Here is a 24,769-nt window from a genome sequence, read left to right on the forward strand (position 1 = left end):
GCGTCGGGGCTTCAGTCAGGCCACCAGCGAAGCTCGGGCCCGCGAGAGCCGAGCCAGCACGGTGGCGTCGTAGAGGTCGTCGCCGACCTGGATCCGCAGACCGCCCACGACGTCGGGGTCGACCTGGAAGTTCATCTGCACCTCGCGGCCGTAGATCCCGGTCAGGACCGACGTGAGCCGGGCCTGCTGGGTCTCGCTCAGAGGCACGGCGCTGGCGACCGCGGCGAAGGCGCGGCGCCGGCGCTCGGAGGCGAAGCGGGCGAACTCCGCCACCCGCCGCGCCGGCTTCTGATCGGTGCGGCGACCCACGGCGCGACCCGCGAGCACGGACGTGAGGTGGTGCGTGCGGCCGTCCAGCAACCGGCGCAGGACACGAGTGCGGTGCGAGGGATCCTCCCGGGCGTCGTCGAGGGCCCCGGTGAGCTCACCGCTGCCGTCGATGAGGAGCGAGACCTCGAACAGCTCTTCGTCGACCCGCTCGAGCACGCCCTCCGAGCGCGCCTGGTCGAGCAGGGCGGAGACTCCGAGCAGCTCGAGGGCGTCGAGGATGTCCTCCTGCTCGGACCAGCGCCGGCGCACGACCTCGAGGGTGACCTCGAGCGCCTGCGGGCTGATCTGGGCGGCGAACAGCGAACGCACCGAGGCCTCCTTGACCGCGGCGGGGCGGCCGGGGTCGGAGAGCAGTCGGACGAGCTGGTTGCTGGAGTCGATGGCGTCGGCCACCGAGAACAGCTCCTCGGCGATGGGCTCGAGCGGGCCGTCGACCGCCGCGAAGACGGTCTCGACCTGCTGGAGCACCTCACCGAATGAGGTGGAGGAGGTTCCTCGCATCACGGGTCCTTATCGGGTGGTGGACTGGCTCGACTCGAGGTCGTCCAGGAACCGGTCGATCACACGGCGGGAGCGCTCGTCGTCGGAGAGGGACTCCCCCACGATCTTGGAGGCCAGGTCACTGGCCAGCGAGCCGACCTCGCCGCGCAGCTCGGCCGAGGCCGAGAGGCGTTCGGCGCTGAGCTGCTGGCGGCCGGCTGCGAGGATGCGCTCCGACTCGGCCTCGGCCTGCGCCTTGGCCTCCTCGACGATGCGCGCACCGTCCTGGCGGGCCTTGTCGCGGATGCTCGCGGCCTCCTGACGGGCGGCGGCGAGCTCCTGCTCCTGCGTGGCCTTGAGGTCGTCGACCTGCTGCTGGACCTCTTCGGCCTTCTTCAGCCCGCCCTCGATCTTCTCGGAGCGCTCATCGAGCACGGCGTTGAGCCGGGGCAGGATGAACTTCATGAAGACGACCGCGAAGATCAGGACGAAGATGAGCGTCCAGATGATCTCCGACGGCGCGGGGATGAGGAGGGCGGTGCCCTCGACTTCTCCTTCGGCGTAGGTCATAGGGGGTGCCTCAGCTGCCGAAGAGCAGGCCGGTGACGATGGCCAGCAGGGTCAGGATCTCGGTGAAGGCGATACCGATGAACATGGTGGTCTGGAGCTGGCTGCGCAGCTCGGGCTGGCGAGCGGTCGCCTCGGCGGTCTTGCCGACGATGATGCCGATGCCGATGCCGGGGCCGATGGCGGCGAGACCGTAGCCGACGGATGCGACGTTGCCGTTGAGCTCCGAGAGAATCATCGGGTCCACAGGGGTTTCCTTTCGTTGTGCCGCCCGGGCGGACGGCGGAACTGGGTCTTGCGGGGACGGAAGATGTCGAGCGAGCGGGCCGGCTCAGTGCTCGTCGGCGATGGCCATCTGGATGTACACCGCGGAGAGCATCGTGAAGATGAAGGCCTGGAGGGCGGCGACGAAGATCTCGAAGCCATAGATGCCTATGGCGAGCGCACCGGCCAGCGGCGAGACGACGATGAGCCAGCTCGCGGAGAGCAGGAGGCCCTGCGTGAGGCCGATGAAGACGACCATCATGATGTGACCGGCGACCATGTTGGCCAGCAGTCGGATCGTCAGCGAGCCCCAGCGGATCAGCACCACCTGGAGGAACTCGATCGGGACCAGCAGCAGGTAGATCGGCTTGGGCAGACCGGGAGGCATGGTCTCGTGCTTGAGGTAGCCCCCGAAGCCGTGCACCTTGACGCCGGAGACGACGTAGGTGACGAAGGTCCACAGGGCCAGCACCAGCGGCAGGCCGATCACCGAGGTGCCCGCGAGGTTCAGCCCGGGTACGACGCCGGCGAGGTTCATCGCGAGGATGAGGAAGAACAGCGTGGTGAGCATCGGGGCGAAGCGCTTGCCCTCGCGGAGCCCGAGCGTGTTCTTGATGATCGTGTTGTTCACGAAGTCGAGCATCAGCTCGACGATGCTCTGGACGCGGCCGGGCACGAGCTTGGCGCGGGAGGCGATGATCGCCAGGACGATGAGGACCACGGCCAGGACGATGAGTCGCACCAGCTGGACGCGGTTGAACTCGAACCAGGTGCCGTCGAAGAGGATCGGTGCCGGGAAGAATTCCGACAGGCTCGGGACGTGGAAGAGCTCATCGCCTTCTGCGTACAGGGCCGGAGTGCCGTCTGCGGTGTTCAGCTCGATCTCCCGTGGTCGTAGTGCCGGGCGCTGCTGCGCCGGCCTTGGCCGTCATCTCGATCGAGTCCAGTCCCGTTGCGGCCACCGTGCGTACGGCGATGGACGACGCCAGGGCGTTCCGGGTGGTCGATCAGTGGTCGGACTCGCTGCGGTATTGCACCGTGATCAGCGGTCGAGCACCTTCGAAAGCATAACAGAACGTCACTGCTCGTCAGGAGCCGCGTCGGGCTCGCGAGCGGGTTCGACATCCAGGGGCTGACGGGAGCGTGCCAGCAGCACAGCCTCCACCAGCACGGCCGAGACGGCGCCGACCAGCAGGGCCAGACCGATCCAGCGCGTCGAGACCGAGTCGAGGTCCCGGACCGCCACCAGGACGAGGATCACAATCAGCATCTTCACGGCCCAGGACCCGAGCACCGTGGCCGCCGTCGTCACCGGCGTCATGCGCTTGCCGAGCAGGGCGATCGCGACCGTGGGCAGCACGATCACGAGGGTCAGTCCGGTGCCGATCAGCGCGCCGACGAGAGCGCCCGAATCGGGGCGGGACGCGGCGAGGGCGAGGACGACGGCGTCGAGCAGGAGACCGACGGCGAGGGCGATGAGCGTGGCTCGCTGCATGGCGCGGTCGCCGACCGCGCGGCGCCGGGACTCAGGGTGCGGAGACATCGGATTCCTTCCGGTGACGGCCTGGGCGCCATCTGAGCGGGTCGAAGGTGAGCAGGACGGCGAACAGGAGTCCGCACGCCCAGAAGATCATCACGGCGCGGGCCGAGAGCACGATGGGCAGCAGCAGCCCGACCGAGATCACCACCGTCCACGTGTACATGATCAGCACGGCGGTGCGCTTGGAGTGTCCCAGGCTCAGCAGGCGGTGGTGCAGGTGCGCCTTGTCGGCGTGGAACGGGGACCGGCCCGAACCGATCCGGCGGACCACGGCGAGGCCGAAGTCGAGGATCGGGATCACCATCACGCCCACGGGGAGCAGGATCGGCAGGAACTGGCCGAAGAAGTCCGCCCCGGAGAGCCGGGCCGGGTCGACCTGCCCGGTCACGGCGATGGTGCTGGCCGCCAGCAGCAGCCCCAGCAGCATGGAGCCGGAATCTCCCATGAAGATGCGCGCCCGGGTGAGGTTGTGCGGCAGGAAGCCCAGACAGGCCCCGATCATCACCGCGGTCAGCAGCGCGGCGAGCGAGGAGTAATCGGTGGTCGAGGCACTGCGGGTCAGCGTGTAGGCGTAGACGAAGAACCCGGCGCCGCCGATCGCCATCACCCCGGCGGCGAGCCCGTCCAGGCCGTCGACGAAGTTCACGGCGTTCATGCTCACCACGACGACCAGCACCGTCAGCACCAGGGCGGTGCGCGGGGAGAGCAGGGTGACCCCGCCGATGGGCAGGGAGACGAGCTGGACTCCCTGCCAGGCCAGGAGCAGAGCGGCGAGGACCTGTCCGGCGAGCTTGGTCACCCAGTCCAGGTCCCACTTGTCGTCGGCCGCCCCGAGCAGGCACACCAGCCCGGCCGCCGCCAGGATCGCCCACGGCTGTCCGGAGTCGCGATACAGGCCCTCGAGGAAGGGGACGTTGCTGGCGACGAGAATCGCGGCGGCGACCCCGGCGAACATCGCCACGCCGCCGAGACGCGGGGTCACGGAATCGTGGACGTCGCGGTCGCGCACCGCGGTCATGGCTCCCGCACGCCGTGCCAGCAGCCTCACGGCGGGCGTGATCAGGTAGGTGACCGCCGCGGAGACCAGGAGGATGAAGAGATAGATCCTCACCCGGTCGGATTCTCCGGCCTGTCCCCCGGCCCCGCTGCAGGGCGGCCGCCTTCGGACGCATCCGTGGCGGGCTCGTCGGTGGTGGGCTCCTCCGTGGCGGGGGATTCCCCGGCGGCAGCGGCGAGGTCGCTGTCGGGAGCGACCGATTCGGAGGAGAGTTCGACGAGATCGGGTTCGGAGGGCAGGTCCAGCACGCCCGCCGCGTCGTCGGAGCCTGCGCCGTCCGCGGAGACGGGCACGACTCCCGCCGTGACCGGAGCACCCTCCGTGCCGTCCTCGCCGGGCAGCTCGGTCCCGGCGGAATCGGCCGCAGGGGCGGTGGTCCCGGCGGCTGTGTCCTCGGAGCCGTCGGCCGTGGGCTCGCTGTCGGCGGCCGGGCCCTCCTCAGGGCTCGGCTCCGGCTCGGGGGCGGTGAAGATGTCGCCGACGACCTCGATGATCTGCTCGGCGGTCAGGGCGCCTTCGCGAACGATCTCGGCAGGCTCGACGGTGGTGTCGAGGATGGTGGAGCTGGTGCCGAGTCGGGCCGGACCGCCGTCGAGGTACTCCTCGACGGCGTCGCCGAGCTGGGTGGCGGCATCCAGCACCGTCACCGCGGCGGGCTTGCCGTGGCGGTTCGCGCTGGAGACGGCGAGCGGGCCGGTGCGGCGCAGCAGCTCGAGGGCGATCTCGTGATCGGGCATGCGCAGGGCGACCGTGCCCCGGGTCTCCCCCAGGTCCCAGGTCAGAGAGGGCTGGGCCTTCAGGATCAGCGTCAGCGGGCCGGGCCAGAACTCCTCGGCGAGGCGCTCGACGTAGTCGGGGACGTCGACGGCCAGGGCCAGCAGCACGGCGTGGTCGCCGACCAGGACGGGCGGTGGCGTGTCCCGCCCGCGGCCCTTGGCCTCCAGCAGAGCGGTGACGGACTCGGCGGTGAAGGCGTCGGCGCCGATGCCGTAGACGGTGTCCGTCGGCAGGACGATCAGCTTGCCCGCGCGGACGGCGTCGGTCGCGGCCGTCAGGGCGGCCTCGCGGGTTTCAGGGTTCTGGGTGTCGTGCACGCTCACCGGGTCAGTGTCTCACTTCCAGGGGTCGGGTCCCCGGCGGCACGGCGCGCCACCAGGAAGCGGTCGCGGCCGGTCAGATCGGGGACGGTGCTGAGGCTGTCGAAGCCGCCGATCCGGGCGGCGGTGTCCCGGGTGGCGCCACCCTGGACGTCGGCGTGCTCCATGATCAGGATCCCACCGGGCCGCAGCAGCCGGGCGGCCCAGGAGATCACCGCGCGGGGCACCTCCAGGCCGTCCTCGCCGCCGCCGAACAGGGAGCGGTGGGGGTCGTGCTCGAGCACCTCGGCGTCCCGGGGCACGGCCTCGGGCGGGATGTAGGGCGGGTTGGCCAGCACCGCGTCGACCGGCGCCATGGCGGCCAGGGTCTCCAGTGCGGGAGTCTGCGGATCGGCGGTCAGGTCGGCCTCCAGGACCCGGCCGCGGCCGGGTCCTGCCAGCTCGAGATTCTCGCGGGCGAGCTCGGCGGCGAGCGGGTCGATCTCGACGGCCAGCACGCGGGCTCCGGGCAGCTCGTCCAGCACCGAGGCCCCGAGCGTCCCGCCGCCGGCGCACAGGTCCACGACGAGCTCCAGCGGTCCGGCCGAATGCTCGCGAAGCAGGTCGGGGACGAGTTCCGTCTCCGGGCGGGGGATGAACACGCCGGGCCGCACGGCGAGCATGAGCCCGCGGAAAGGAGCACGGCCGAGTACGAGCTGGAGCGGTTCTCGCCGCTCGCGGCGCGCGGTCAGCTGCTCCAGGTCCGCGGCGAACGCCTCCGGGAGTTCGTCGAGCAGGACCAGGGGCCGCTCGGTGCGAGCGGCCGCCGCGATCAGGGAGCGGGCGTCGGCGCTTGCCGAGGGGACACCGGCCTGTCCCAGACGCTGGGTCGTCGAGGCCAGTGCGGCGCGCAGCCGCTCCCGGACGTCGGGCGTGCTCATCGCGCGACTCCGGACTCGGTCTCGGTCTCGGCGGAGCGCTGGGAGTCGGCGAGCCGGGCGGCGCGCTCGGCCTCGCGCGAGGCGGCGATGAGGTCGTCGAGGTCGCCGGCGAGGACCTGGGCGAGGTTCCCGGCCTTGTAGCCGGTGCGATGGTCGGCGACCCGGGACTCCGGGAAGTTGTAGGTGCGGATGCGTTCGCTGCGGTCCACGGTGCGCACCTGGGAGCGGCGGGCGGCGGAGGACTGCTCCTCCTGCTCCGCGCGCCGGGCGTCCAGCAGCCGCGTGCGCAGGATCCGCAGTGCCTGGTCGCGGTTCTGCAGCTGGCTCTTCTGGTCCTGGCAGGAGACGACGATACCGGTGGGCAGGTGGGTGACGCGCACCGCGGAGTCGGTCGTGTTCACGCTCTGACCGCCGGGGCCGCTGGAGCGGAAGACGTCGATGCGCAGGTTCGCGGGGGCCATCGCCTCGGCGAGCACCTCGGCCTCGTCGGTCTCGTCCGCCTCGGGCAGGACCAGCACGCCGACGGCGGAGGTGTGGATGCGGCCGGCGGATTCGGTGACCGGGACCCGCTGGACGCGGTGGACCCCGGCCTCGTACTTCAGGTGGGCGTAGACGCCGTCGGCCGGTGCCGCCCCGGATCGGGAGCCGATCGCGGCGATGACGTCCTTGAGCCCGCCCAGATCGGAGTCCGCGGAGGCCAGCACCTCGACGCGCCAGCCCTTGCTCTCGGCGTAGGCGCGGTACATCCGCAGCATCTCGGCGGCGAACAGGGCGGACTCCTCGCCGCCGGCGCCGGCCCTGATCTCGAGGATGACGTCGCGGGCGTCGTCGGCGTCGCGCGGGGCGAGCAGGTCCTCCAGGCGCTCGCGTTCCTGCTCGAGGCGCGCGGTCAGCTGCTCGGTCTCGGCCGCGAGCTCCGCGGCGAGCTCCTCGTCCCCTCCCGCGGCGCCGGGCTCGGCGAGCTCGCGAGCGGCCTCGAGATCCGCGGCGGTGGCCTCGACCTGTGCCGCGGTGCTGAGCACGGTGTCCAGCTCCGCATAGCGGCGGCCGATGCGGCGGGCCCGAGCGGGGTCGTCGTGGAGCGTGGGCTCCGCCATCGCCTCCTGCAGGCGGGCATGCTCAAGGCGCAGCGGTGCCAGACGATCATCGTGATCGGCCGTGCTCATCGCCGCGTGCTCCCCTTGTCTCCGGTTCCCCGGTCACCCATCGCTGCCGGACCGTCCGGCCCGGTTGCTCTCCCGCCGCCCGCTCGGGGCCGCTCAGAGAACGACGCCGGTGCACGCCGTGGGGCGCGCACCGGCGTCGGAGTCGTGACTCAGGAGTCCTTCTTGCCGTACCGGGCCTGGAACCGGGCCACGCGGCCGCCGGTGTCCAGGATCTTCTGCTTGCCGGTGTAGAACGGGTGGCACGCGGAGCACACCTCGGTGCTGATGGCACCGTCGGTCTTGGTGCTGCGCGTGGTGAACGAGTTGCCGCAGGTGCACGTCACCTGGGTCTCGACGTACTGGGGGTGGATCTCGGCCTTCATGTCTCTCCTTCTCGGGGTCGCTGGGTCGGTGCCCGGCCGGGCATCGTGAACCAGAACCGACGTCACAGTCTGCCACGGCCCGCTCCCCTTCCGCGAGGGATCGCGGTGCGGCGTGTGCAACATCGCCGCCTCAGGTCGAGCCCCGCACCTCGAGGCGATAGGGCACGACCCGATGCGCCTGCTCGCCGCTGAGCGGTGTCGTCCCCTCCAGCATCCCGGCCACCAGCTCGACCGTCTCCCGCGCGAGGGCCCCGATGTCGATGCTCAGCGTGGTCAGCTCGGGCCTGACCAGCGACGAGATCTCGAGGCCGTCGATGCCGACCAGACGCACCTGGTCGGGTACCGCCACGTCCATGGAGTGCAGGGTGCGCAGCAGACGCACCGCGAGCTCGTCGTTGAAGGCGACCAGGGCGTCGGCCCCGGTGGCGAGTGCTCGTTCCAGGGCCTCGCGGTGCCCGCTGCGGGCGTCGACCTCGTGGATCGCCGCCTCGCCGTCCTGGGTGAGCGGGCCGAGCGCGGCGGCGAGCTCCCGAGCGCGCTCGCCGATGCCTCCGCCGGCGAGGTCGAGCACGACGGGACGACGGACGCCGACGTCGCGCAGGTGCACCGCCAGTTCCTGCATCGCCCCGGACATGGTCAGCTCGACCACTCCGGCGCTGTCGACCTGATCCGCAGACCCGTCCAGCCGGACCACCGGCATCCCGGCACCTTCCCGGATCCCGCTGGTCAGCACGCCGTAGCCGACGATCGCATCGACGCGCCGGGCGAGCTCGGTGGCCACGGTGTCGGGCTGAGGAGCATGATCCGCCTCCGCCAGGACCACGTTCCATCCGCGCGTGGAGCATTCGCGCACGACCGCGGCGCCGAGCTCGGCGTAGTACGCGTTCGAGAGGTCCATGATGACCAGTCCGAGCGTCGTCGGCCCCTGTTCGACCAGCCCGCGACCGAAACGGGAGGGCCGGTAGTTCAGCTCCCGCACCGCCTCCAGCACCCGCTCCCGGGTGGCGGGGCTGATCCCGGCCATGTCGTTGAGGGCACGGGAGACCGTCTGCCGGGAGACGCCCGCACGCTCGGCCACGTCGAAGATCGTCGGCCGGCGCTCCCCCGCGCTCACCGGGTCTCGGACGCCAGGTCCAGCCAGTCCAGATCGGCCTGGGTGAGCTCCACGCCGAGGCCGAGGGTGGACGACCGCATCTCGGCGATGCTGCGCGGGCCGAACAGGGGGAACGTCGGGAACTTCTGATGGAGCACGAAGGCGAGCGCGATGGCCGTGGCGGGCACGCCGTGCTCCTCGCCCAGCGTCCGCGCACGGGCCAGACGCTCGAAGTTCTCCTCGCTGTAGTAGCAGCGCACGAGCTCGGGGTCCGAGAGGTCGTCGGGGTGCGCGCGCCCGGTGAAGAAGCCGCGGGCCTGCGAGGACCACGGGAGCAGGGCGATGCCGCGCTCCTGGAGCCAGGCCTTGGAGTCCGGGTCGGTGGCGTGGACGCAGCCGGCCCACGGCACGTCGAGGGCCTGGGCGAGGCCGAAGTGGTTCGAGAGGATCGTGAAGCCGGTGCGGCCGTTGCGGCGCGCGTAGTCGTTGGCCTCGTCGACGCGCTCGGGCGTCCAGTTCGACCCGCCGTACGCGCGGAAGCGGCCCGCCCGCAGGTGCTCGTCCATCACGTCGACGAACTCGCCGACGGGGACCTCGAGGTTGTCGCGGTGCATCATGTAGAGGTCCGCGTGGTCGGTGCCCTGCCGGTCGAGGGACTCCTCGAGCTGGCGGGTGATCGACTCGGGGTCGCAGTGGGGGGTGTGGGCTCCCTTGGTGATCACCACGACGTCGTCGCGCACGCCGCGATTGCGGACCCATTTCCCGAAGAGCCTCTCGACGTAGCCGCCGCCGTAGATGTAGGCGGTGTCGAACGTGGTCCCACCGATCTCGTAGAACGCGTCGAACATCGCCGAGGCGTGGGCGAGGTTCATCTGGTTGTCACAGCCCATGACCAGGCGCGAGACCTTCTTGTCCACCCCGGGGATGGAGCCGTAGGTCATGGCGGGGCCGGACTGCACACTGCCGGCGACCAGCGGGGCGCCGGTGAGGGTGGGGATGTCGGCATCGTCCGCCTCGAACGGGTAGCGCAGCCCGATCTGCTCCCGCCAGAGGTCGAGGGCGCGGGCCTGGCCGAGCGAGTTCTCGAGCGTCACCTCCGGGACCACCCCGTCCCCCCGGGCGGCCCGTGCGAGCGCGTCGGCCTCGAGGGCGTAGGGGGCGGCCGACGGGATCTCGATCCGCTGGGGCTGCTCGCCGACCACGTCGAGCTCGATCACCTGCTTCTCCCCCAGCCCCCAGGGGTCGTCCAGTCGGATCACGCCGCGGGAGCCGGTGATGGTCGCCGTCTGCGGGTCGGCGAGGCGCACCCCGGTGCGCAGGCTGGCGGTGATGTCACCCGGCAGCGTCACCTCGGCGCTCGCCCACTCGTCCACGCCCGTCTCCCCGATCGTGCCGCTTCCGCGCAGCGCGGTCGGGTCGGCGAAGGCCGTCCGCTGTGCGGCGCCCGCGACGAACCGGGCGAACGACAGCGGGTAGCAGCCCACGTCGAGGATCCCGCCGCCGGCGGTCGCGGTCTCGAACAGGCGTCCCGAGCGGCCGCCGGTGTCGAACGCGAAGGAGGCGTCGACATGGGTGACCTCGCCGATCGCCCCGTCGGCGACCAGCTCGAGCACGCGCACCGTCTGCGGGTGGAAGCGATACATATAGGCCTCGAGCAGGACTTTCCCGCTGCGCGCGGCCAGGTCGTTGAGCGCCATCGTGGTCCCGGAGTTCGGCGTCATGGGCTTCTCGCACAGCACGTGCTTGCCGGCATCCAGCGCGGCGGCGGCGAGGCGCGCATGGCCGGTGTGGACGGTCGAGATGTAGACGGCATCGACCTGGTCCGAGGCGAGCACCTCCTCGTAGCCGCCGATGATCCCCGGTTCCTGGAGCGGGAACTCCTCGGCGAAGGTGCGGGCCCGCTCGGTCGAGGAGCTGCCGACGGCGACCAGCACGCCGTCCTGCGAGGACGGCAGCTGCGTGGCGAAGCGACGGGCGATGGAGCCGGGCCCGAGGACGGCCCAGCGGAACGGGGTGGAGGTGGTGCTCATGGAGACGTCGTCGTCCTTCGGGGTCGATGTCCGGGGAGCCGTGAACGTTCACGACCCCGTCACGCTATCTCGACCACCTGCGCGAGGACAAGCGGGACACCCCTTCGTGTCGCGACCCTCCGGGCACGCTCCGACCTCGAACCGTTGACGCCCCTATCCCCCGATGCCATGATCTGCGTCACCCCGTGAACGTTCACGGTCCATGATCGCCACTCGATGAGGAGGGTGTGCATGAGCGACGCGCACGCACGACGACGACCACGTAGGTCCCTGTTCCCGGGCGGGCCGTCCCGCCGTTCGCTGATGGGTGGTGCCGCGGTGCTCCCGCTGGCACTGGCCGGCTGCGGCTCCGACCCGTCCATCTCCGACGATCCCGATCAGCTCGTGATGTGGTACTGGGATCGCTCCGCGAGCCCGCAGCTGCTCGAACAGGCGAGAGAGCAGATCCCCGGCACGGACCGGCATCTGCGCGCCGATGTCATCGGCACCAACTTCGACACGAAGCTGCGCACGAGCCTGGCAGGGAACGCCTACATCCCCGACATCACGTACATCAACTCGAACAATGCCCTCTATTTCACCAACGAGGACCTCTTCCTGGATCTCTCCGAGCTCGGTGCGGACGCGGTCAAGGACGAGTTCTACGAGTGGAAGTGGGAGCTCGGGACCACTCCCTCGGGCCGCTTCTGCTTCTTCCCGCTGGACATCGGGCCCACCGGGTTCTACTACCGCCAGGACGTCTTCGAGCAGGCCGGGCTCCCCAGCGAGCCGGGTGAGGTCTCCGAGGCGATCGCGACCTGGGAGTCGTTCGTCGAACTGGGCCGTGAGCTCGACGGCGCCGCCGAATCCGCCCTCGTCAATGACGCCCAGGCGATCTACGAGGGGTTCCTCAACTCCAGTCCCGAGCGCTACTTCGACACCGATGACGCGCCGCTGTACGACCGGCCCGACTCCGCTGTACGGCAGGCCTGGGACGTGACGGTCGCCGCGATCGAGGCGGGCTGCACCGCCCGGATCCCCCGGGACCGGGGCACGGATCAGAACGCCGCGTGGTCCAGCGGCCGCACCGCGGGCAACATCAGCGCCGCCTGGTGGGCACAGATCCTCGAGGAGTCCGCCCCGGACACCGCAGGGTCCTGGCGCATCGCGGACCAGCCCGTCCGGGCCGGCAACAACGGCGGCTCCTTCGCCGCCGTCCCCCGCACCTGCAAGGACCCCGAGGCCGCCCTGGCCTTCATCACCTGGGTCAACTCACCGCAGAACCAGGCGGTCGCCTATCGGGACGTCCAGCTCTTCCCGTCCACACCTGCCTCGTTCGACGAGCCGACGATGCAGTACGCGGGCGACTTCTTCGGCGACCAGGACCCGCTGGATTTCTTCTCCGCCGCCGCTGAGACCGTGCCGACCTCCTTCATCAGCACCTGGGAGACCGTGATCGCCGGAACCTTCACCCTCGAGATCACCAACGTCGAGACCGCGGGGAAGGACCCCGAACAGGCGTGGCAGGACGCCCTCACCCAGTCCGCGAAGGTCCTGGCCAAGAGAGGGGTGGAGCAATGAGCACCACTGCCACCACCGCACCCACGTCCCGCAGCGGCGAGAACGTCGCCCGCCGGAGGCGACGGATGCGCGAGCGCCTGCCGCTGTACCTGGCGATCTCCCCGTTCTATCTGCTCTTCGCCGTGTTCGGGCTGTTCCCGATCGTGTTCTCGATCGTGCTGTCGTTCACCGACTGGGACGGCATGGGGGACATCTCCTTCGTCGGCCTCGCCCAGTACCAGTACCTGCTCACGGACGGGCGCTTCTGGAACGCCGTCGCCAACACGTTCATCATCTGGTTCCTCTCCACGGTGCCGATGCTCTTCCTGGCGATGGTCATCGCCTTCCTGCTGCACCAGAACATCCGCTTCACCAAGGTGTACCGGGTCGCGTTCTTCCTGCCCAACGTCACCTCGATGGTCGCCATGGCCATCGTCTTCGGATCGGTCTTCTCCGACACCTTCGGCCTGGTGAACTCCGCCTTGACGGCACTGGGCATCGACGCGGTCCCGTGGCTCTCCAGCAACTGGGGGATCAAGGTCACGATCGCCGTGATGGTGATCTGGCGATTCACCGGGTACAACGCGATCATCTTCCTCGCAGGCCTCCAGGCGATCCCCACCGATCTGTACGACTCGGCGAAGGTCGACGGCGCGAATCTCGCGCAGGTCTTCTTCCGGATCACCGTGCCGATGCTCCGGCCGATCATCCTGTTCACGGTGATCACGTCGACCATCGGCGGCCTGAGCCTGTTCACCGAGCCCCAAGTCCTGCTCGGCGACAGCGGCGGCGCCGGTGAGGCCGGCATGACGATCGTCCTCTACCAGTACAACCAGGCCTTCACCCAGTTCGACTTCGGATACGGATCAGCCATCGCCTGGGCACTGTTCCTGATCGCCGCCGTCTTCTCGATCATCAACTGGCGCCTGGTCTCGGGCAGAGGCGACGGCACCGGCCGCCCCACGCCCGCGAAGAAGATCTCCCCCACGACGGAGGCCCGCCGATGACCACTCTCACTCCCGTTCCCGATCAGAGCGCGGACCCGGGCTCGGCGGAGAGGACGCGCGGCCCGGGCACGAAGCACTATGTCGCCAGGGGCCGTGTCACAGGACTCATCACGCACCTGTGCGTGCTCGTCGGCGTGCTCCTGTCGATCTTCCCGTTCTACTGGCTGATCGTCATGTCGACGTCGACAACCGGCGAGATCTTCGGCTACCCGCCCAAGCTCACTCTCGGCACCAGCTTCACCGAGAACGTCCGCAACGTCGTCTCCAGCGTCGACCTGCTGGGGTCGCTGACGAACACGATCATCGTCTCGACCGCGTGCGCCGTGCTGGTCATGTTCTTCGACTCGCTGGCGGCCTTCGCCTTCGCCAAGTTCGACTTTCCGGGCCGTAAAGCCCTGTTCGTGCTGCTGATCGCGACGATGCTGGTGCCCGGCAGCCTGTCCCTGGTTCCCAGCTTCATCCTCATGTCCGAGCTGGGATGGGTGGGCACCCTACAGGCCCTGATCGTCCCGGGAGCGGCCAACGCCTTCGGCATCTTCCTGCTGCGGCAGATGGCAGCCGGATCGATTCCCGACGAACTCGTGGAATCGGCGCGCATCGACGGGGCCGGCTTCTTCGCGACTTACTGGCGGGTGGCCGTCCCGCTGCTGCGAGGGGGTCTGGCGTTCCTGGGGATCTTCACGTTCATCACCGCGTGGAACGACTACGTCTGGCCGCTGATCGTGCTCGTGGATCCCGAGCGCCAGACCCTGCAGACCTCGCTGCAGAACCTCAACTCGCTGTACCTCACCGACTACGGGATGGTGATGGCGGGAGCGCTGATCAGCGTCGTCCCGCTGATCGGCGTGTTCATCATCGGCTCGCGGCACTTCATCGCCAATATCGCCGCCGGGGCGATCAAGGGCTGAGGTGCCGGCCGCCCCGGCGCCCGACGCCCCATGAGAGAGAGCGCCTGCTGTCATGTCCGTCCAGGACATGACAGCAGGCGCTCCATCGGGTGGCTCGTCGCCGTCCGGAGGGTCAGTCCGGGTTGCGGCCGTTCACGCTCGGCGTGTTCTTCTGGACCGTCATGAGGAACTCGGTGTTCGACTGGGTCTTCTTGACCCGCTCCATGAGCAGTTCCAGGGCCTGCTGCTGCTCGAGGGAGCCGAGCACGCGGCGGAGCTTCCACATGATGGCCAGCTCCTCCTTGCCCATGAGAGCTTCCTCGCGGCGCGTGCCCGAGGCGTTGACGTCCACGGCCGGGAAGATGCGCTTGTCCGCGAGGTGACGGGACAGGCGCAGCTCCATGTTGCCGGTGCCCTTGAACTCCTCGAAGATCACCTCGTCCATCTTGGAGCCGGTCTCGACCAGGGCCGAGGCCAGGATGGTCAGCGATCCGCCGTGCTCGATGTTCCGGGCCGCGCCGAAGAACCGCTTGGGCGGGTACAGCGCCGAGGCGTCGACACCGCCGGAGAGGATGCGGCCGGAGGCCGGCGCGGCGAGGTTGTAGGCGCGCGAGAGGCGCGTGAGCGAATCCAGCAGCACCACCACGTCGCGGCCCATCTCGACCAGGCGCTTGGCGCGCTCGATGGCCAGCTCCGCGACGATCGTGTGGTCCGAGGCGGGACGGTCGAAGGTCGAGGCGATGACCTCACCCTTGACCGTGCGCTGCATGTCGGTGACCTCCTCGGGGCGCTCGTCGACCAGCACCACCATGAGGTGGACCTCGGGGTTGTTCTGGGTGATCGCGTTGGCGATCTGCTGCATGACGATGGTCTTGCCGGCCTTCGGGGGCGCGACGATCAGACCGCGCTGGCCCTTGCCGATGGGCGAGACCAGATCGATCACGCGCGGGGCGAGGTTGGTCGGAGCCGTCTCCAGGCGGAGGCGATCGTCCGGGTACAGCGGGGTGAGCTTGCCGAAGTCCACGCGCGAGCGGGCACGGTCCGTGGGCATCCCGTTGACCGTGTCGACCTGCACCAGTGCCGCGTACTTGGACTGGTTGCCGCCGCCACCGCCCTTGCCGCGGCGATTGCGTCCGCCGCCGTGGCGCTGGGGCTGCTCGAACTGCTGGTCCTCGCCACCGCGGGGCGGCTTCACCTGGCCGGTGATGGCGTCGCCCTTGCGCAGGCCCGCGCGCCGGACCTGGTTCATGGTCACGTAGACGTCGCTCGGCCCGGGGAGGTACCCGGTGGTGCGGATGTAGGCGTTGTTGTCCCGGACATCGAGGATGCCGGCGACCGTCATCAGCTCCTCGCCCTCACGGGGCTCGGAATCCTCGTTCTGGTCGCCGCGGCCATCCTGGTTGCCCTGGTTGCCCTGGTTGCCCTGGCCCTGGTTCCCCTGGTTGCCGTAGCCGCCCTGGTCGTTCTGACCGCCGCGGCCGCGACGCTTGCGGTCGCGCGAGCGGTTGCGGTTGCGCGACCGGCCGCGACGATCGTCGTCGACGTTGTCCCCGCCCTGGCCGCGGTCGTCCTCGTCCTCACCCGAACGGTCGGGCAGCTCGATGTCCTCGAGGCGGCGACGCTGGCCCGCGCCCTGCTGCTTCCCGCCCTGCTGGTTGCCACGGCGATCCTGGTCACCACGACGGTCCCGGCCCTGCTGGGAGCCGCGGTCCTCGCCTCGGCGAGCGTCGTCCTCGTTGCCGCTGTCGTCACGGGAGCGGTCGTGGCCGGCGGTGTCCTCGCGGCGATCGCCACCCCGGCGATCCTCGCGGCGGCTCTGGCGGCGGTCGTCCTGGCGCCCGCTCCGGCCGCGGTCCTCGTCACGGCGAGCCGCGCTCTCGGTCGCCGCGCTGGCCACGGGCAGTTCCAGCCCGAGGTCCGGGGCGGGCTCGGTGCTCTCGTCCCGCTCGCGCGAGCGGGACCGGCCGCGGCCGGAGGAGCGAGTGCTCTCGGCGGCCGAGGCCGGCTCCTCCTGCGCCTCACGCGTCGACGTGCCGCCCCTGGTCGCGGGCTCGCTCGTCGCGGCCTCGTTGGCTGGTGCGGCGGGGCTCGCCGGTGCAGCGGGCTCTGCGGCCGCCGGCGGCGTTTCCTGCGGGGCCGGGGCGCTCTGCTGTGCGGGTGCGGCGGAGGGGGCCGACGTGGACCCGCCCCCGCGGATCGCGTCGATCAGCTCGCCCTTGCGCAGGCGGCGGGCGCCCTTGATGCCGAGTCCGGCCGCGATGGACTGCAGCTCGGGAAGCTTCTTCGCCGCGAGATCTGCGCCGGAAGTGGTGTCGTTCACCCGGGTTCCTTCCTGTCGGACCGGCCGATGCCGGTCCTGATCTGGTCTGGGGGTGCCGCTGCGTGGCAGAGGGACGATGTGGTCCGGGTGCCGCAGCAGCTCGTCCGAGCAGGAGTCGTATCCACGGTGCAGGGCACCGGTGATCGGCCTGCTGGTGTGCTTCGGGGTGCGTCGGCGTCGGTGCACGGGCCTGCTCGGCACGACGTGCGCGGAGCGCAGAGGAACATGCGGGACGCTGATCAGGGAGATGCATCGTGACGCGGAACCCTGCTCGACGCGTGGGCTGCAGTGTTCGCAGTGCTCACAGTCTTCGTGCAGTGCTCATGGCCGGACGATGCCGCCTGGACGCATGCTCAACCTACCACAGGGGCGGCAGCGCGCTCCCGGACCGGGACCTGGGCGATTCGCCACGTCTCGGGCTCGTCGACGATGCGGCGGACCAGCGGGGCGATCTCGGATCGGCGCCCGGACAGCACCAGCACCGACGGCCCGGCCCCGGAGATCACCGCGGGATGACCCTCCTGGCGCAGCACCCGCATCAGTTCGAGGCTGCGAGGCATCCCCGGTGCACGCTGCTCCTGGTGCAGGCGGTCCTCGGTGGCCTCCATCAGCAGCGCGGGATCACCGGCGAGCGCATGCACGAGCAGCGCCGCGCGCGAGGCGTTGAAGACCGCGTCCTCGCGCGGCACCGTCTCGGGCAGCAGCCCGCGCGCCTGGTGGGTGGACAGCGTCGCCGTCGGCAGCAGCACCAGCGGGCGGAGGACCCCCGGGGCATGGGTCAGAGGAACGGCGCGGGCCCTGCCGGCGTCCATCCACGACAGCGCGACGCCCCCGAGGACGGCCGGCGCGGCGTTGTCGGGGTGGCCCTCGAACTCGCTCGCCAGCTGCAGCAGGCCGGCGTCGTCGAGCGCCTCAGGCTCCGCGAGCAGACCGCGGGCCAGCAGCAGCCCGGCGACGGTGGCGGCCGCGCTGGAGCCCAGTCCCCGGCCGTGCGGGATGCGGTTGACGGTGCGCAGGCGCACCCCGACCTGCGGGGCGCCGGCGTGGTCCAGACCGCGACGCAGGGCGCGCACCACGAGGTGGTCCTCCCCGGCGGGCACCGAGTCGGCGCCTTCACCGGTGGCGTGGATCTCCGTGCCGCCGGTGGTGGCCTCGAGCTCGAGGTCGTCGCAGAGCTCGAGCGCGAGGCCGAGCGTGTCGAAGCCCGGTCCGAGGTTGGCCGCGGTCGCGGGGACCCGCACGGAGACCCGGGGATGCTGGATCCTCACAGGCCGATGGCCTCGGCGGCGGCATTGACGTCGGCCCCGATCACCGTCGGGGTCATGTCGCGCTGGGACAGCGCCGTGTCGATGTCCTTCAGCCCGTTGCCGGTCACCGTCACCGCGATCGTGGCGCCGGCCGGGACGAGGCCCCGCTCGGCCTGCTGGAGCAGGCCGGCCACTCCGGCCGCGGACGCCGGCTCGACGAAGATCCCCACCTCGGCGGCGAGCAGACGCTGCGCATCGAGGATCTGCTGATCGGTGACGGCGTCGATGAGGCCGCCGGAGTCGTCGCGGGCGGCGACGGCGAGGGTCCAGGACGCGGGGGCACCGATCCGGATGGCGGTGGCGACGGTCTCGGGGTCGGTGATCGGGTGACCGGCGACGAAGGGCGCCGCGCCGCTCGCCTGGAACCCCCACATGGCCGGGAGCGCGGCGGTGATCCCGGCCTCGTGGTATTCGCGATAGCCCATCCAGTACGCGGAGATGTTGCCGGCGTTGCCGACCGGGAGGACGTGGATGTCCGGGGCGCGGCCCAGGGCGTCGCTGACCTCGAACGCGGCGGTCTTCTGGCCCTGCAGGCGGTACGGGTTCACGGAGTTGACCAGCTCGACGGGATGCTCGGCGTCGAGCTTGCGCGCGATCTCGAGACAGTCGTCGAAGTTGCCCTCGACCTGGATCAGCTGGGCACCGTGGACCACGGCCTGGGCGAGCTTGCCGGCCGCGATCTTTCCCTGCGGCAGCAGCACGGCGCAGGTCATGCCCGCCGCGGTGGCGTAGGCGGCGGCCGAGGCGCTGGTGTTGCCGGTCGAGGCGCAGACCACGGCGGTCGCCCCGTCGCCCACGGCCTTGGTCATCGCCGCGACCATCCCGCGGTCCTTGAAGGAGCCGGTGGGGTTCTGTCCCTCGACCTTGATGTGGATCTCTGCGCCCACGCGCTCGGACAGAGCCGGGGCGGGCACCAGCGGGGTCCCGCCCTCCCCCAGGCTCAGGAGGGTATCGCCCTCGGCGAAGGGCAGGTGCTCGCGGTATTCGGCGAGGACGCCGCGCCACTGGTGTGCCATGGGGTCATTCTCCTTCGATGCGCAGGACGGAATCGATGCCGAGGACCGTCGCCGTCGCGGAGAAGACGTCCAGCGACGCGGTCATCGCCGACTCCAGGGCGCGGTGGGTGGTGATGCCGATGCTCGCCAGCGCCTGCTGCTCGGTCCCGTCGCCCTCGAGCAGCTCCTGGTGGATGGTGGAGATGGAGATGCCGTACCCGGAGAGGGTGCCGGCGATCTCGGCGAGCACGCCGGGGCGGTCCTGCACGGTCAGCGAGACGTAGAAGGCGCTGCGCAGGTCGTCGATCGCGATCACGTCGAGCTCGGCGTAGCGCGACTCACGCGGGCCCACTCCCCCGCGCACGCGCTGACGGGCCGCGGAGACCACGTCGCCGAGGATCGCCGAGGCCGTCGGTGCGCCGCCGGCTCCCTGGCCGTAGAACATGAGCGACCCGGCGGCGTCGGCCTCGATGAACACGGCGTTGTAGGCGTCGGAGACGGAGGCCAGCGGGTGGCTGTCGGGGATCAGCGCCGGGTAGACCCGGGCGGAGACCCGCTCACCGGTCTCGTCCTCGATGCGCTCGATGATCGAGAGCAGCTTGATGGTCCGGCCCATCCGGGTGGCCGCGGCGATGTCCTGTGCGGAGACCTCGGTGATGCCCTCGCAGTGGACGTCGGACAGGCGCACGCGGGTGTGGAAGGCCAGCGAGGCCAGGATCGAGGCCTTCGCGGCGGCGTCATGGCCCTGCACGTCGGCGGTGGGATCGGCCTCGGCGTAGCCGAGCTCCTTCGCACTCTCCAGCGCCTCGTCGAAGCTCGCCCCGGTGCGGGTCATCGCGTCCAGGACGTAGTTGGTGGTGCCGTTGACGATGCCGAGAACCCGCTGGATGCGGTCACCGGCCAGGGACTCGCGCACGGGCCGGACCAGGGGGATGGCGCCGGCCACCGCCGCTTCGAAGTACAGGTCCACGCCGTGGATGTCGGCCGCTTCGTAGAGGGCCGCGCCGTCCTGGGCGAGCAGGGCCTTGTTCGCCGTCACCACGCTGGCTCCGCCGGCCATGGCCTCCAGCAGGAGCGTGCGGGCGGGCTCGATGCCGCCGATGACCTCGATGACCAGGTCCGACTGCTGGACGAGGGACGTGGCGTCCTCGGTGAGCAGTTCGGCGGGGACGTGCTCCCCGCGGTCGCGGGTCAGGTTGCGCACGGCGACGCCGATGACCTCGAGGCGGGCGCCGATGCGGTGGGAGAGGTCCACGCCCTGCTGGGAGAGCAGGCGCAGCACCTCGGTGCCGACGGTGCCGGCTCCGAGCACGGCGACGCGCAGGGTCGGCAGCTCGGTCGAGGTGTCGGCGCCGGCCGGTGACGGCGGGCTGCCGGGAGAGCTCTGGGACATGCGTGAGGTGGTCCTTCCACACGGTCCGGCGGTGGCCGGGGGCGGGCTCTGGCACTGTATCGGAGGTCACGGGTCCTTCGTGACCGTCGATGAACGACGAAGAACTGTGCGCGGACCCACGGACCGCGCCCGCTCCTCAGCCGACGTCGAGGGCAAGGAGGTCCTCTTCCGTCTCGCGACGCATCAGCGTGCGCAGCTCTCCGTCGCGCACGGAGACCACCGCGGGGCGCGGGACGTGGTTGTAGTTCGAGGCCAGGGAGTAGCAGTAGGCGCCGGTCACCGGGACCGAGACCAGGTCACCGCGCTGCACGTCGGCCGGGAGGTACTCGTCCTTGACGACGATGTCCCCGCTCTCGCAGTGCTTGCCGACCACGCGCACGACTTCGGGGGCGGCGTCGGAGACGCGTCCGGACAGCAGGCACGAGTAGTCCGCGTCGTACAGCGCAGTGCGCACGTTGTCGCTCATGCCGCCGTCGACCGAGACGTACACGCGGTGATGCGGGCCGCCGAGGTGGACGTCCTTGACGGTGCCCACCGAGTACAACGTGTGAGTCGAGGGGCCGGCGATCGCGCGGCCGGGCTCGAAGGACACGTGCGGCACGGGGAGAGAGAGCGCCGCGGCCTCCTGCTCGATGATCCGGGCGATGCCGGCGGCCAGCTCCTCGGGGGTCGAGGGGGTGTGCTGGGTGTTGTACATGACGCCGAAGCCGCCGCCGAGGTCGAGCGCGGGGATCTCCCGGCCGAGCTCGTCGCGGACCTGGGCCATCAGCTCCAGCACCCGGCGGGCGGCGATCTCGAAGCCGCCGACGTCGAAGATCTGCGACCCGATGTGGGAGTGCAGGCCCACCAGGTCGAGCGTCTCCGGTCGGGCGATCACGCGACGCACCGCCTCGAGGGCGTCCCCGGCGGTCAGGGAGATCCCGAACTTCTGGTCCTCGTGGGCGGTGGCGATGAATTCGTGGGTGTGGGCCTCGACGCCGGTGGTCACACGCAGCATCACCGAGGCGACCACGCCGAGCTCCCCGGCGAGACGGGAGACCTGGTCGATCTCCGCCAGGGAGTCGATGACGATGCGCCCGACGCCCGTGGACAGTGCGCGGCGGATCTCCGCATCGGACTTGTTGTTGCCGTGCAGGGCGATGCGCTCGGTGGGGAAGCCGGCGCGCAGGGCGACCGCGAGCTCACCGCCGGTGGAGACGTCCAGGCCGAGCCCCTCCTCCTGCATCCACTGCGCCACCGCGGTGCACAGGAACGCCTTGCCCGCGTAGTACACGCCCGACCCGCCGAGATGGGCGAAGGCGCCGGCGAACGCGTCGCGGAAGCGGACGGCGCGGGAGCGGAAGTCCTGCTCATCGACGACGAAGACGGGGGTGCCGACCTCCTCCGCGATCTCGTGGACGCTGAGGCCGCCGGTGCGCAGCGAGCCGTCCTCACCGCGCACGGTGGTCTCCGACCACAGTCCGTCGATCAGCGTGTTGACGTCGGTGGGATACGGCAGCCAGGTGGGGGCGGCGTCGTTGCCGTGGAGGGCTCCGGCCTCGTGGGCGCGCATGTCTGCTCCTGTGGTCTGCTCGATGGCCGGTCGCGGGCGCGGCGGCGACTCCCGACCCTAGACCGAGCCGGGCCGGCGCTGGAGCCGCGTCCACCCCGCGGGCTCGCCGACGGGGCTGCCGTGCCGGCCCGTCCGGCCGGTCGGTGGGCATCTGTGCTGGTCAGCGTGCCTGCTGAGACGGCAGCGCGGCCGCCGAGGTGTCCCGGGTGAGTGATCGCACTTGGTAGTCTCCCGATATCGGAGCGGAAGCCGGCCTCCGCCGCCCTCCGGCAGCGCGACGGCGCGGGCTTCCCGGCCGCTCCCGTTCGAACGTCGCGAAGGAGACACCGTGCCCGCAGCCGCTTCCCGTCCCGATCCCGGCCACCAGCTGGTGGTGGTCGCCAACCGGTTGCCGGTCGACACCCGCACCCTGCCCGACGGGGCGACCGAGTGGGTCACCAGCCCCGGCGGCCTGGTCACCGCGATGGAGTCCGTGATGCGCACGGTGGAGTCCGGGGCGTGGGTCGGCTGGGCCGGTTCGCCCGGGGAGCCGCCCGAGCCGTTCGAGGCCGACGGGATGTCCCTCTACCCGGTCCGTCTCGAGCAGGAGGACATCGAGCGGTACTACGAGGGCTTCTCCAATGCCACGCTGTGGCCGCTGTACCACGACGTCATCGTCGATCCGGAGTTCCACCGCACCTGGTGGGGCTCCTACGTCGGCACCAACCGGCGCTTCGCCCGCGAGGCCGCGGCCGTCGCCGAGGAGCACGGGACGGTGTGGGTCCACGACTATCAGCTGCAGCTGGTGCCGCGGATGATCCGCGACGAGCGCAGCGACGTGCGCATCGGATTCTTCAACCACATCCCGTTCCCGCCCGTGGAGCTGTTCTCCCAGCTGCCCAAGCGCAACCAGATCCTGCGCGGGCTGCTGGGGGCGGACCTGGTGGGGTTCCAGCGTGAGAGCGACGCCCAGAACTTCGTGGCGGCGGTCCGCAAGCTGCTGGGCTACCACGTGGACGGGCAGACCATCTCGGTCCCCGGTCTGGGCGCCGCCCCGGTGCGCGAGGTCGTGGCCCAGACGTTCCCGATCTCCATCGACTCCGCCTCGATCTCCGCGCTGACCGAGGATCCGGAGGTGCGCGAGCGGGCCGTCCAGCTGCGCAAGGACCTCGGCGATCCGCAGAAGATCGTGCTGGGCGTGGACCGCCTCGACTACACCAAGGGCATCCGTCACCGGCTCAAGGCCTGGGGCGAGCTGCTCGACGACGGCTCCGTGGATCCCCAGGACACCGTCATGGTCCAGGTCGCCACGCCGTCGCGCGAGCGGGTCGAGGCCTACAAGCAGCTGCGCGACGAGGTCGAGCTGACCGTCGGCCGGATCAACGGCGACCACTCCTCGATCGGTCGTCCCGCCGTGTCGTATCAGCACCGCTCCTTCGACCGCCGCGACATGACCGCCCTGTTCATGACGGCCGACGTCGTGCTCGTCACGGCGCTGCGGGACGGGATGAACCTGGTGGCCAAGGAATACGTGGCCTCCCGTCCGGATCTCCAGGGCGTGCTCGTGCTCAGCGAGTTCGCCGGCGCCGCCGACGAGCTCCGCGCCGCGGTGACGGTCAATCCCCACGACATCGATGACCTGAAGGCCGCGATCCTGCGGGCGCTGACGATGCCGCCGGAGGAGCAGGAGGAGTCGATGCGCTCCCTGCGCCACCAGGTGATGGAGAACGACGTCCAGGCCTGGGCGCACGCCTTCCTCCACGAGCTGGAGCAGATCGGGCGTCCCGAGCAGGTGGCCAAGCCTGTCATCCGGCTGACCGGGGACGAGCCCAGCGACCCCGAGGCGGTCGAGTCCGCCCTGCGCGACTTCGCCACCGTCCCGCGGATCCTCGTGGCCTCCGACTTCGACGGGGTGCTGGCGCCGATCGTCGCCGACCGCGACGCCGTCCAGCCCGACCCCGAGGCCCTGATGGCGCTGCGCGACCTCTCCGAGATGCCCGGCGTCGCGGTGGCGCTGGTCTCCGGCAGGGCGCTGAGCAATCTCGACTCCCACACCTCGATGCCGAGCTCGGTGGTGCTGGTCGGCTCGCACGGCGCCGAGGTCGGTGCGCTGCCGCCGTGGATGCAGGCCGAGGTGCTGGACTCCGCGGCGCTGACCATGTCCCCCGAGAAGGAGGACCTGCTCGCCGCGATCACCGGCAACCTGAACCGGATCTCCCGCGCGCATCCGGGTGCCGAGGTCGAGACGAAGCCGGCGGCCGCCGTGCTGCACACACGCAACGCGCGCGGGCGGGGCTCGATCAACGCGACCGAGGCCGCCCTGGAGTACGCGGTCACCCTCCCCGATGTCACCGTCACCCCCGGCAAGGAAGTCGTGGAGTTCTCGGTCGTCCACACCTCCAAGGGCGCGGCGATCGACGCCCTCGCCCGCGCCAGCGCGGCCGATGCGTGGCTGTACCTGGGCGACGACGTCACCGACGAGTCCGTCTTCTCCCAGCTCGGCGAGGGCGACGTCGGCATCAAGGTGGGCGGCGGGGACACCGCGGCCCGGCTGCGGATCGAGGACATCGACGCGGTCCGCTCGCTGCTGCAGCGCCTGGTCGAGCTGCGCGGGCCGCAGGGCTGAGGAGCGGGCGGCGAGCGGGCTCGCTCGCCGCCCTCCGCGCCTGAGCGTCGCGTGGAGATGCGCGACCTCGTCACATGAGAGAGCCGGGGCACCGTGCTGACGGTGCCCCGGCTCCGGGTGTCAGTGCCCGCGACAGTGTCTTGGTTCAGGACATCGGAATGGGATGTCTCGGGACATCGGCATAGCGTGTTGCAGGACATCGGCATGAGTCTCAGGCATGTCGAAGCGTCGGTTGGTTGTCACTGCTGTCCTTGCTGG

At 70.9% G+C, this 24,769-nt stretch carries 21 protein-coding genes; 4 read left to right on the forward strand and 17 right to left on the reverse strand.

Annotated features, from left to right (window positions below):
* Positions 1 to 15: 15 nt before the first annotated feature.
* From ACFQS2_RS14230 to ACFQS2_RS14285, 12 genes are all read right to left on the reverse strand, one after another.
* Positions 16 to 831: a F0F1 ATP synthase subunit delta gene (locus ACFQS2_RS14230; RefSeq protein WP_377794158.1), complete on the reverse strand. Its 816-nt coding sequence runs from the start codon at positions 829 to 831 to the stop codon at positions 16 to 18.
* A 9-nt stretch (positions 832 to 840) separates the two neighbouring features.
* Positions 841 to 1,380: a F0F1 ATP synthase subunit B gene (locus tag ACFQS2_RS14235; RefSeq protein WP_377019780.1), complete on the reverse strand. Its 540-nt coding sequence runs from the start codon at positions 1,378 to 1,380 to the stop codon at positions 841 to 843.
* A gap of 10 nt (positions 1,381 to 1,390) precedes the next feature.
* Positions 1,391 to 1,624 carry a F0F1 ATP synthase subunit C gene (atpE, locus tag ACFQS2_RS14240; RefSeq protein ID WP_377019778.1) on the reverse strand — a complete coding sequence of 78 codons (234 nt, stop codon included), beginning with the start codon at positions 1,622 to 1,624 and terminating at the stop codon, positions 1,391 to 1,393.
* Between the two features lie 84 nt (positions 1,625 to 1,708).
* On the reverse strand, positions 1,709 to 2,383 hold the full coding sequence (gene atpB, locus ACFQS2_RS14245; RefSeq protein WP_377019777.1) for a F0F1 ATP synthase subunit A: 675 nt from the start codon (positions 2,381 to 2,383) through the stop codon (positions 1,709 to 1,711).
* Between the two features lie 336 nt (positions 2,384 to 2,719).
* Positions 2,720 to 3,184, reverse strand: coding sequence for a hypothetical protein (locus ACFQS2_RS14250; RefSeq protein WP_377794159.1), 465 nt, complete (start codon positions 3,182 to 3,184; stop codon positions 2,720 to 2,722).
* On the reverse strand, positions 3,168 to 4,292 hold the full coding sequence (locus ACFQS2_RS14255; protein WP_377019774.1) for a glycosyltransferase family 4 protein: 1,125 nt from the start codon (positions 4,290 to 4,292) through the stop codon (positions 3,168 to 3,170). Before ACFQS2_RS14255 ends, ACFQS2_RS14250 begins: the two co-directional genes overlap by 17 nt.
* Complete coding sequence (locus ACFQS2_RS14260) at positions 4,289 to 5,338, reverse strand: L-threonylcarbamoyladenylate synthase (RefSeq protein ID WP_377794160.1); 1,050 nt, start codon at positions 5,336 to 5,338, stop codon at positions 4,289 to 4,291. The genes ACFQS2_RS14255 and ACFQS2_RS14260 overlap by 4 nt, the downstream gene beginning before the upstream one ends.
* On the reverse strand, positions 5,335 to 6,255 hold the full coding sequence (locus ACFQS2_RS14265; protein WP_377794161.1) for a N5-glutamine methyltransferase family protein: 921 nt from the start codon (positions 6,253 to 6,255) through the stop codon (positions 5,335 to 5,337). The genes ACFQS2_RS14260 and ACFQS2_RS14265 overlap by 4 nt, the downstream gene beginning before the upstream one ends.
* Positions 6,252 to 7,421 (reverse strand): peptide chain release factor 1, encoded by a 1,170-nt coding sequence (gene prfA / locus ACFQS2_RS14270; protein ID WP_377794162.1) that lies wholly within the window; start codon positions 7,419 to 7,421, stop codon positions 6,252 to 6,254. The genes ACFQS2_RS14265 and prfA overlap by 4 nt, the downstream gene beginning before the upstream one ends.
* A gap of 149 nt (positions 7,422 to 7,570) precedes the next feature.
* Positions 7,571 to 7,783, reverse strand: coding sequence for a 50S ribosomal protein L31 (gene rpmE / locus ACFQS2_RS14275; RefSeq protein WP_377019769.1), 213 nt, complete (start codon positions 7,781 to 7,783; stop codon positions 7,571 to 7,573).
* Between the two features lie 130 nt (positions 7,784 to 7,913).
* Entirely contained in the window at positions 7,914 to 8,861 is a 948-nt protein-coding gene (locus ACFQS2_RS14280) for a LacI family DNA-binding transcriptional regulator (RefSeq protein ID WP_377794163.1), read from the reverse strand.
* A gap of 32 nt (positions 8,862 to 8,893) precedes the next feature.
* Positions 8,894 to 10,906, reverse strand: a complete 2,013-nt coding sequence (locus ACFQS2_RS14285) for an aldo/keto reductase (RefSeq protein WP_377794164.1) — start codon at positions 10,904 to 10,906, stop codon at positions 8,894 to 8,896.
* A 231-nt stretch (positions 10,907 to 11,137) separates the two neighbouring features.
* On the opposite strand from ACFQS2_RS14285, the gene ACFQS2_RS14290 reads away from it, so the two are divergent.
* From ACFQS2_RS14290 to ACFQS2_RS14300, 3 genes are read left to right on the forward strand one after another with little or no spacing between them, the layout of a single operon-like run.
* Positions 11,138 to 12,466: an extracellular solute-binding protein gene (locus ACFQS2_RS14290; RefSeq protein ID WP_377794165.1), complete on the forward strand. Its 1,329-nt coding sequence runs from the start codon at positions 11,138 to 11,140 to the stop codon at positions 12,464 to 12,466.
* Positions 12,463 to 13,452, forward strand: coding sequence for a carbohydrate ABC transporter permease (locus ACFQS2_RS14295; protein WP_377794166.1), 990 nt, complete (start codon positions 12,463 to 12,465; stop codon positions 13,450 to 13,452). Before ACFQS2_RS14290 ends, ACFQS2_RS14295 begins: the two co-directional genes overlap by 4 nt.
* The gene (locus tag ACFQS2_RS14300) at positions 13,449 to 14,360 is read left to right on the forward strand and encodes a carbohydrate ABC transporter permease (protein WP_377019762.1); all 912 of its coding nucleotides are present in this window, start codon (positions 13,449 to 13,451) and stop codon (positions 14,358 to 14,360) included. Before ACFQS2_RS14295 ends, ACFQS2_RS14300 begins: the two co-directional genes overlap by 4 nt.
* Before the next feature lie 112 nt (positions 14,361 to 14,472).
* Here the strand turns inward: ACFQS2_RS14300 and rho are convergent, their stop codons facing one another.
* The 5 genes from rho to lysA form a co-directional block, all read right to left on the reverse strand.
* Positions 14,473 to 16,659 (reverse strand): transcription termination factor Rho, encoded by a 2,187-nt coding sequence (gene rho / locus ACFQS2_RS14305; RefSeq protein ID WP_377794167.1) that lies wholly within the window; start codon positions 16,657 to 16,659, stop codon positions 14,473 to 14,475.
* Between the two features lie 353 nt (positions 16,660 to 17,012).
* Complete coding sequence (thrB, locus tag ACFQS2_RS14310) at positions 17,013 to 17,927, reverse strand: homoserine kinase (RefSeq protein WP_377019760.1); 915 nt, start codon at positions 17,925 to 17,927, stop codon at positions 17,013 to 17,015.
* The gene (thrC, locus tag ACFQS2_RS14315) at positions 17,924 to 18,982 is read right to left on the reverse strand and encodes a threonine synthase (RefSeq protein WP_377019759.1); all 1,059 of its coding nucleotides are present in this window, start codon (positions 18,980 to 18,982) and stop codon (positions 17,924 to 17,926) included. The genes thrB and thrC overlap by 4 nt, the downstream gene beginning before the upstream one ends.
* Positions 18,983 to 18,986: 4 nt before the next feature.
* On the reverse strand, positions 18,987 to 20,354 hold the full coding sequence (locus ACFQS2_RS14320; protein ID WP_377794168.1) for a homoserine dehydrogenase: 1,368 nt from the start codon (positions 20,352 to 20,354) through the stop codon (positions 18,987 to 18,989).
* A gap of 136 nt (positions 20,355 to 20,490) precedes the next feature.
* On the reverse strand, positions 20,491 to 21,906 hold the full coding sequence (gene lysA / locus ACFQS2_RS14325; RefSeq protein WP_377794169.1) for a diaminopimelate decarboxylase: 1,416 nt from the start codon (positions 21,904 to 21,906) through the stop codon (positions 20,491 to 20,493).
* A gap of 328 nt (positions 21,907 to 22,234) precedes the next feature.
* Between lysA and ACFQS2_RS14330 the strand changes: the two genes are divergently transcribed.
* Positions 22,235 to 24,511 (forward strand): bifunctional alpha,alpha-trehalose-phosphate synthase (UDP-forming)/trehalose-phosphatase, encoded by a 2,277-nt coding sequence (locus tag ACFQS2_RS14330; RefSeq protein ID WP_377794170.1) that lies wholly within the window; start codon positions 22,235 to 22,237, stop codon positions 24,509 to 24,511.
* The last annotated feature ends 258 nt before the right edge of the window (positions 24,512 to 24,769 follow it).

The organism is Brachybacterium sp. GCM10030267 (genome assembly GCF_042666875.1).
GTDB lineage: Bacteria > Actinomycetota > Actinomycetes > Actinomycetales > Dermabacteraceae > Brachybacterium.

Excerpts from the sequence above, each read along its gene's own strand:
- ACFQS2_RS14230 (WP_377794158.1), bottom strand. The coding sequence starts at position 831 with ATGCGAGGAACCTCCTCCACCTCATTCGGTGAGGTGCTCCAGCAGGTC.
- ACFQS2_RS14235 (WP_377019780.1), bottom strand. The coding sequence starts at position 1,380 with ATGACCTACGCCGAAGGAGAAGTCGAGGGCACCGCCCTCCTCATCCCC.
- ACFQS2_RS14250 (WP_377794159.1), bottom strand. The coding sequence starts at position 3,184 with ATGTCTCCGCACCCTGAGTCCCGGCGCCGCGCGGTCGGCGACCGCGCC.
- ACFQS2_RS14265 (WP_377794161.1), bottom strand. The coding sequence starts at position 6,255 with ATGAGCACGCCCGACGTCCGGGAGCGGCTGCGCGCCGCACTGGCCTCG.
- prfA (WP_377794162.1), bottom strand. The coding sequence starts at position 7,421 with ATGAGCACGGCCGATCACGATGATCGTCTGGCACCGCTGCGCCTTGAG.
- rpmE (WP_377019769.1), bottom strand. The coding sequence starts at position 7,783 with ATGAAGGCCGAGATCCACCCCCAGTACGTCGAGACCCAGGTGACGTGC.
- ACFQS2_RS14285 (WP_377794164.1), bottom strand. The coding sequence starts at position 10,906 with ATGAGCACCACCTCCACCCCGTTCCGCTGGGCCGTCCTCGGGCCCGGC.
- ACFQS2_RS14290 (WP_377794165.1), top strand. The coding sequence starts at position 11,138 with ATGAGCGACGCGCACGCACGACGACGACCACGTAGGTCCCTGTTCCCG.
- ACFQS2_RS14295 (WP_377794166.1), top strand. The coding sequence starts at position 12,463 with ATGAGCACCACTGCCACCACCGCACCCACGTCCCGCAGCGGCGAGAAC.
- ACFQS2_RS14300 (WP_377019762.1), top strand. The coding sequence starts at position 13,449 with ATGACCACTCTCACTCCCGTTCCCGATCAGAGCGCGGACCCGGGCTCG.
- thrC (WP_377019759.1), bottom strand. The coding sequence starts at position 18,982 with ATGGCACACCAGTGGCGCGGCGTCCTCGCCGAATACCGCGAGCACCTG.
- ACFQS2_RS14320 (WP_377794168.1), bottom strand. The coding sequence starts at position 20,354 with ATGTCCCAGAGCTCTCCCGGCAGCCCGCCGTCACCGGCCGGCGCCGAC.
- lysA (WP_377794169.1), bottom strand. The coding sequence starts at position 21,906 with ATGCGCGCCCACGAGGCCGGAGCCCTCCACGGCAACGACGCCGCCCCC.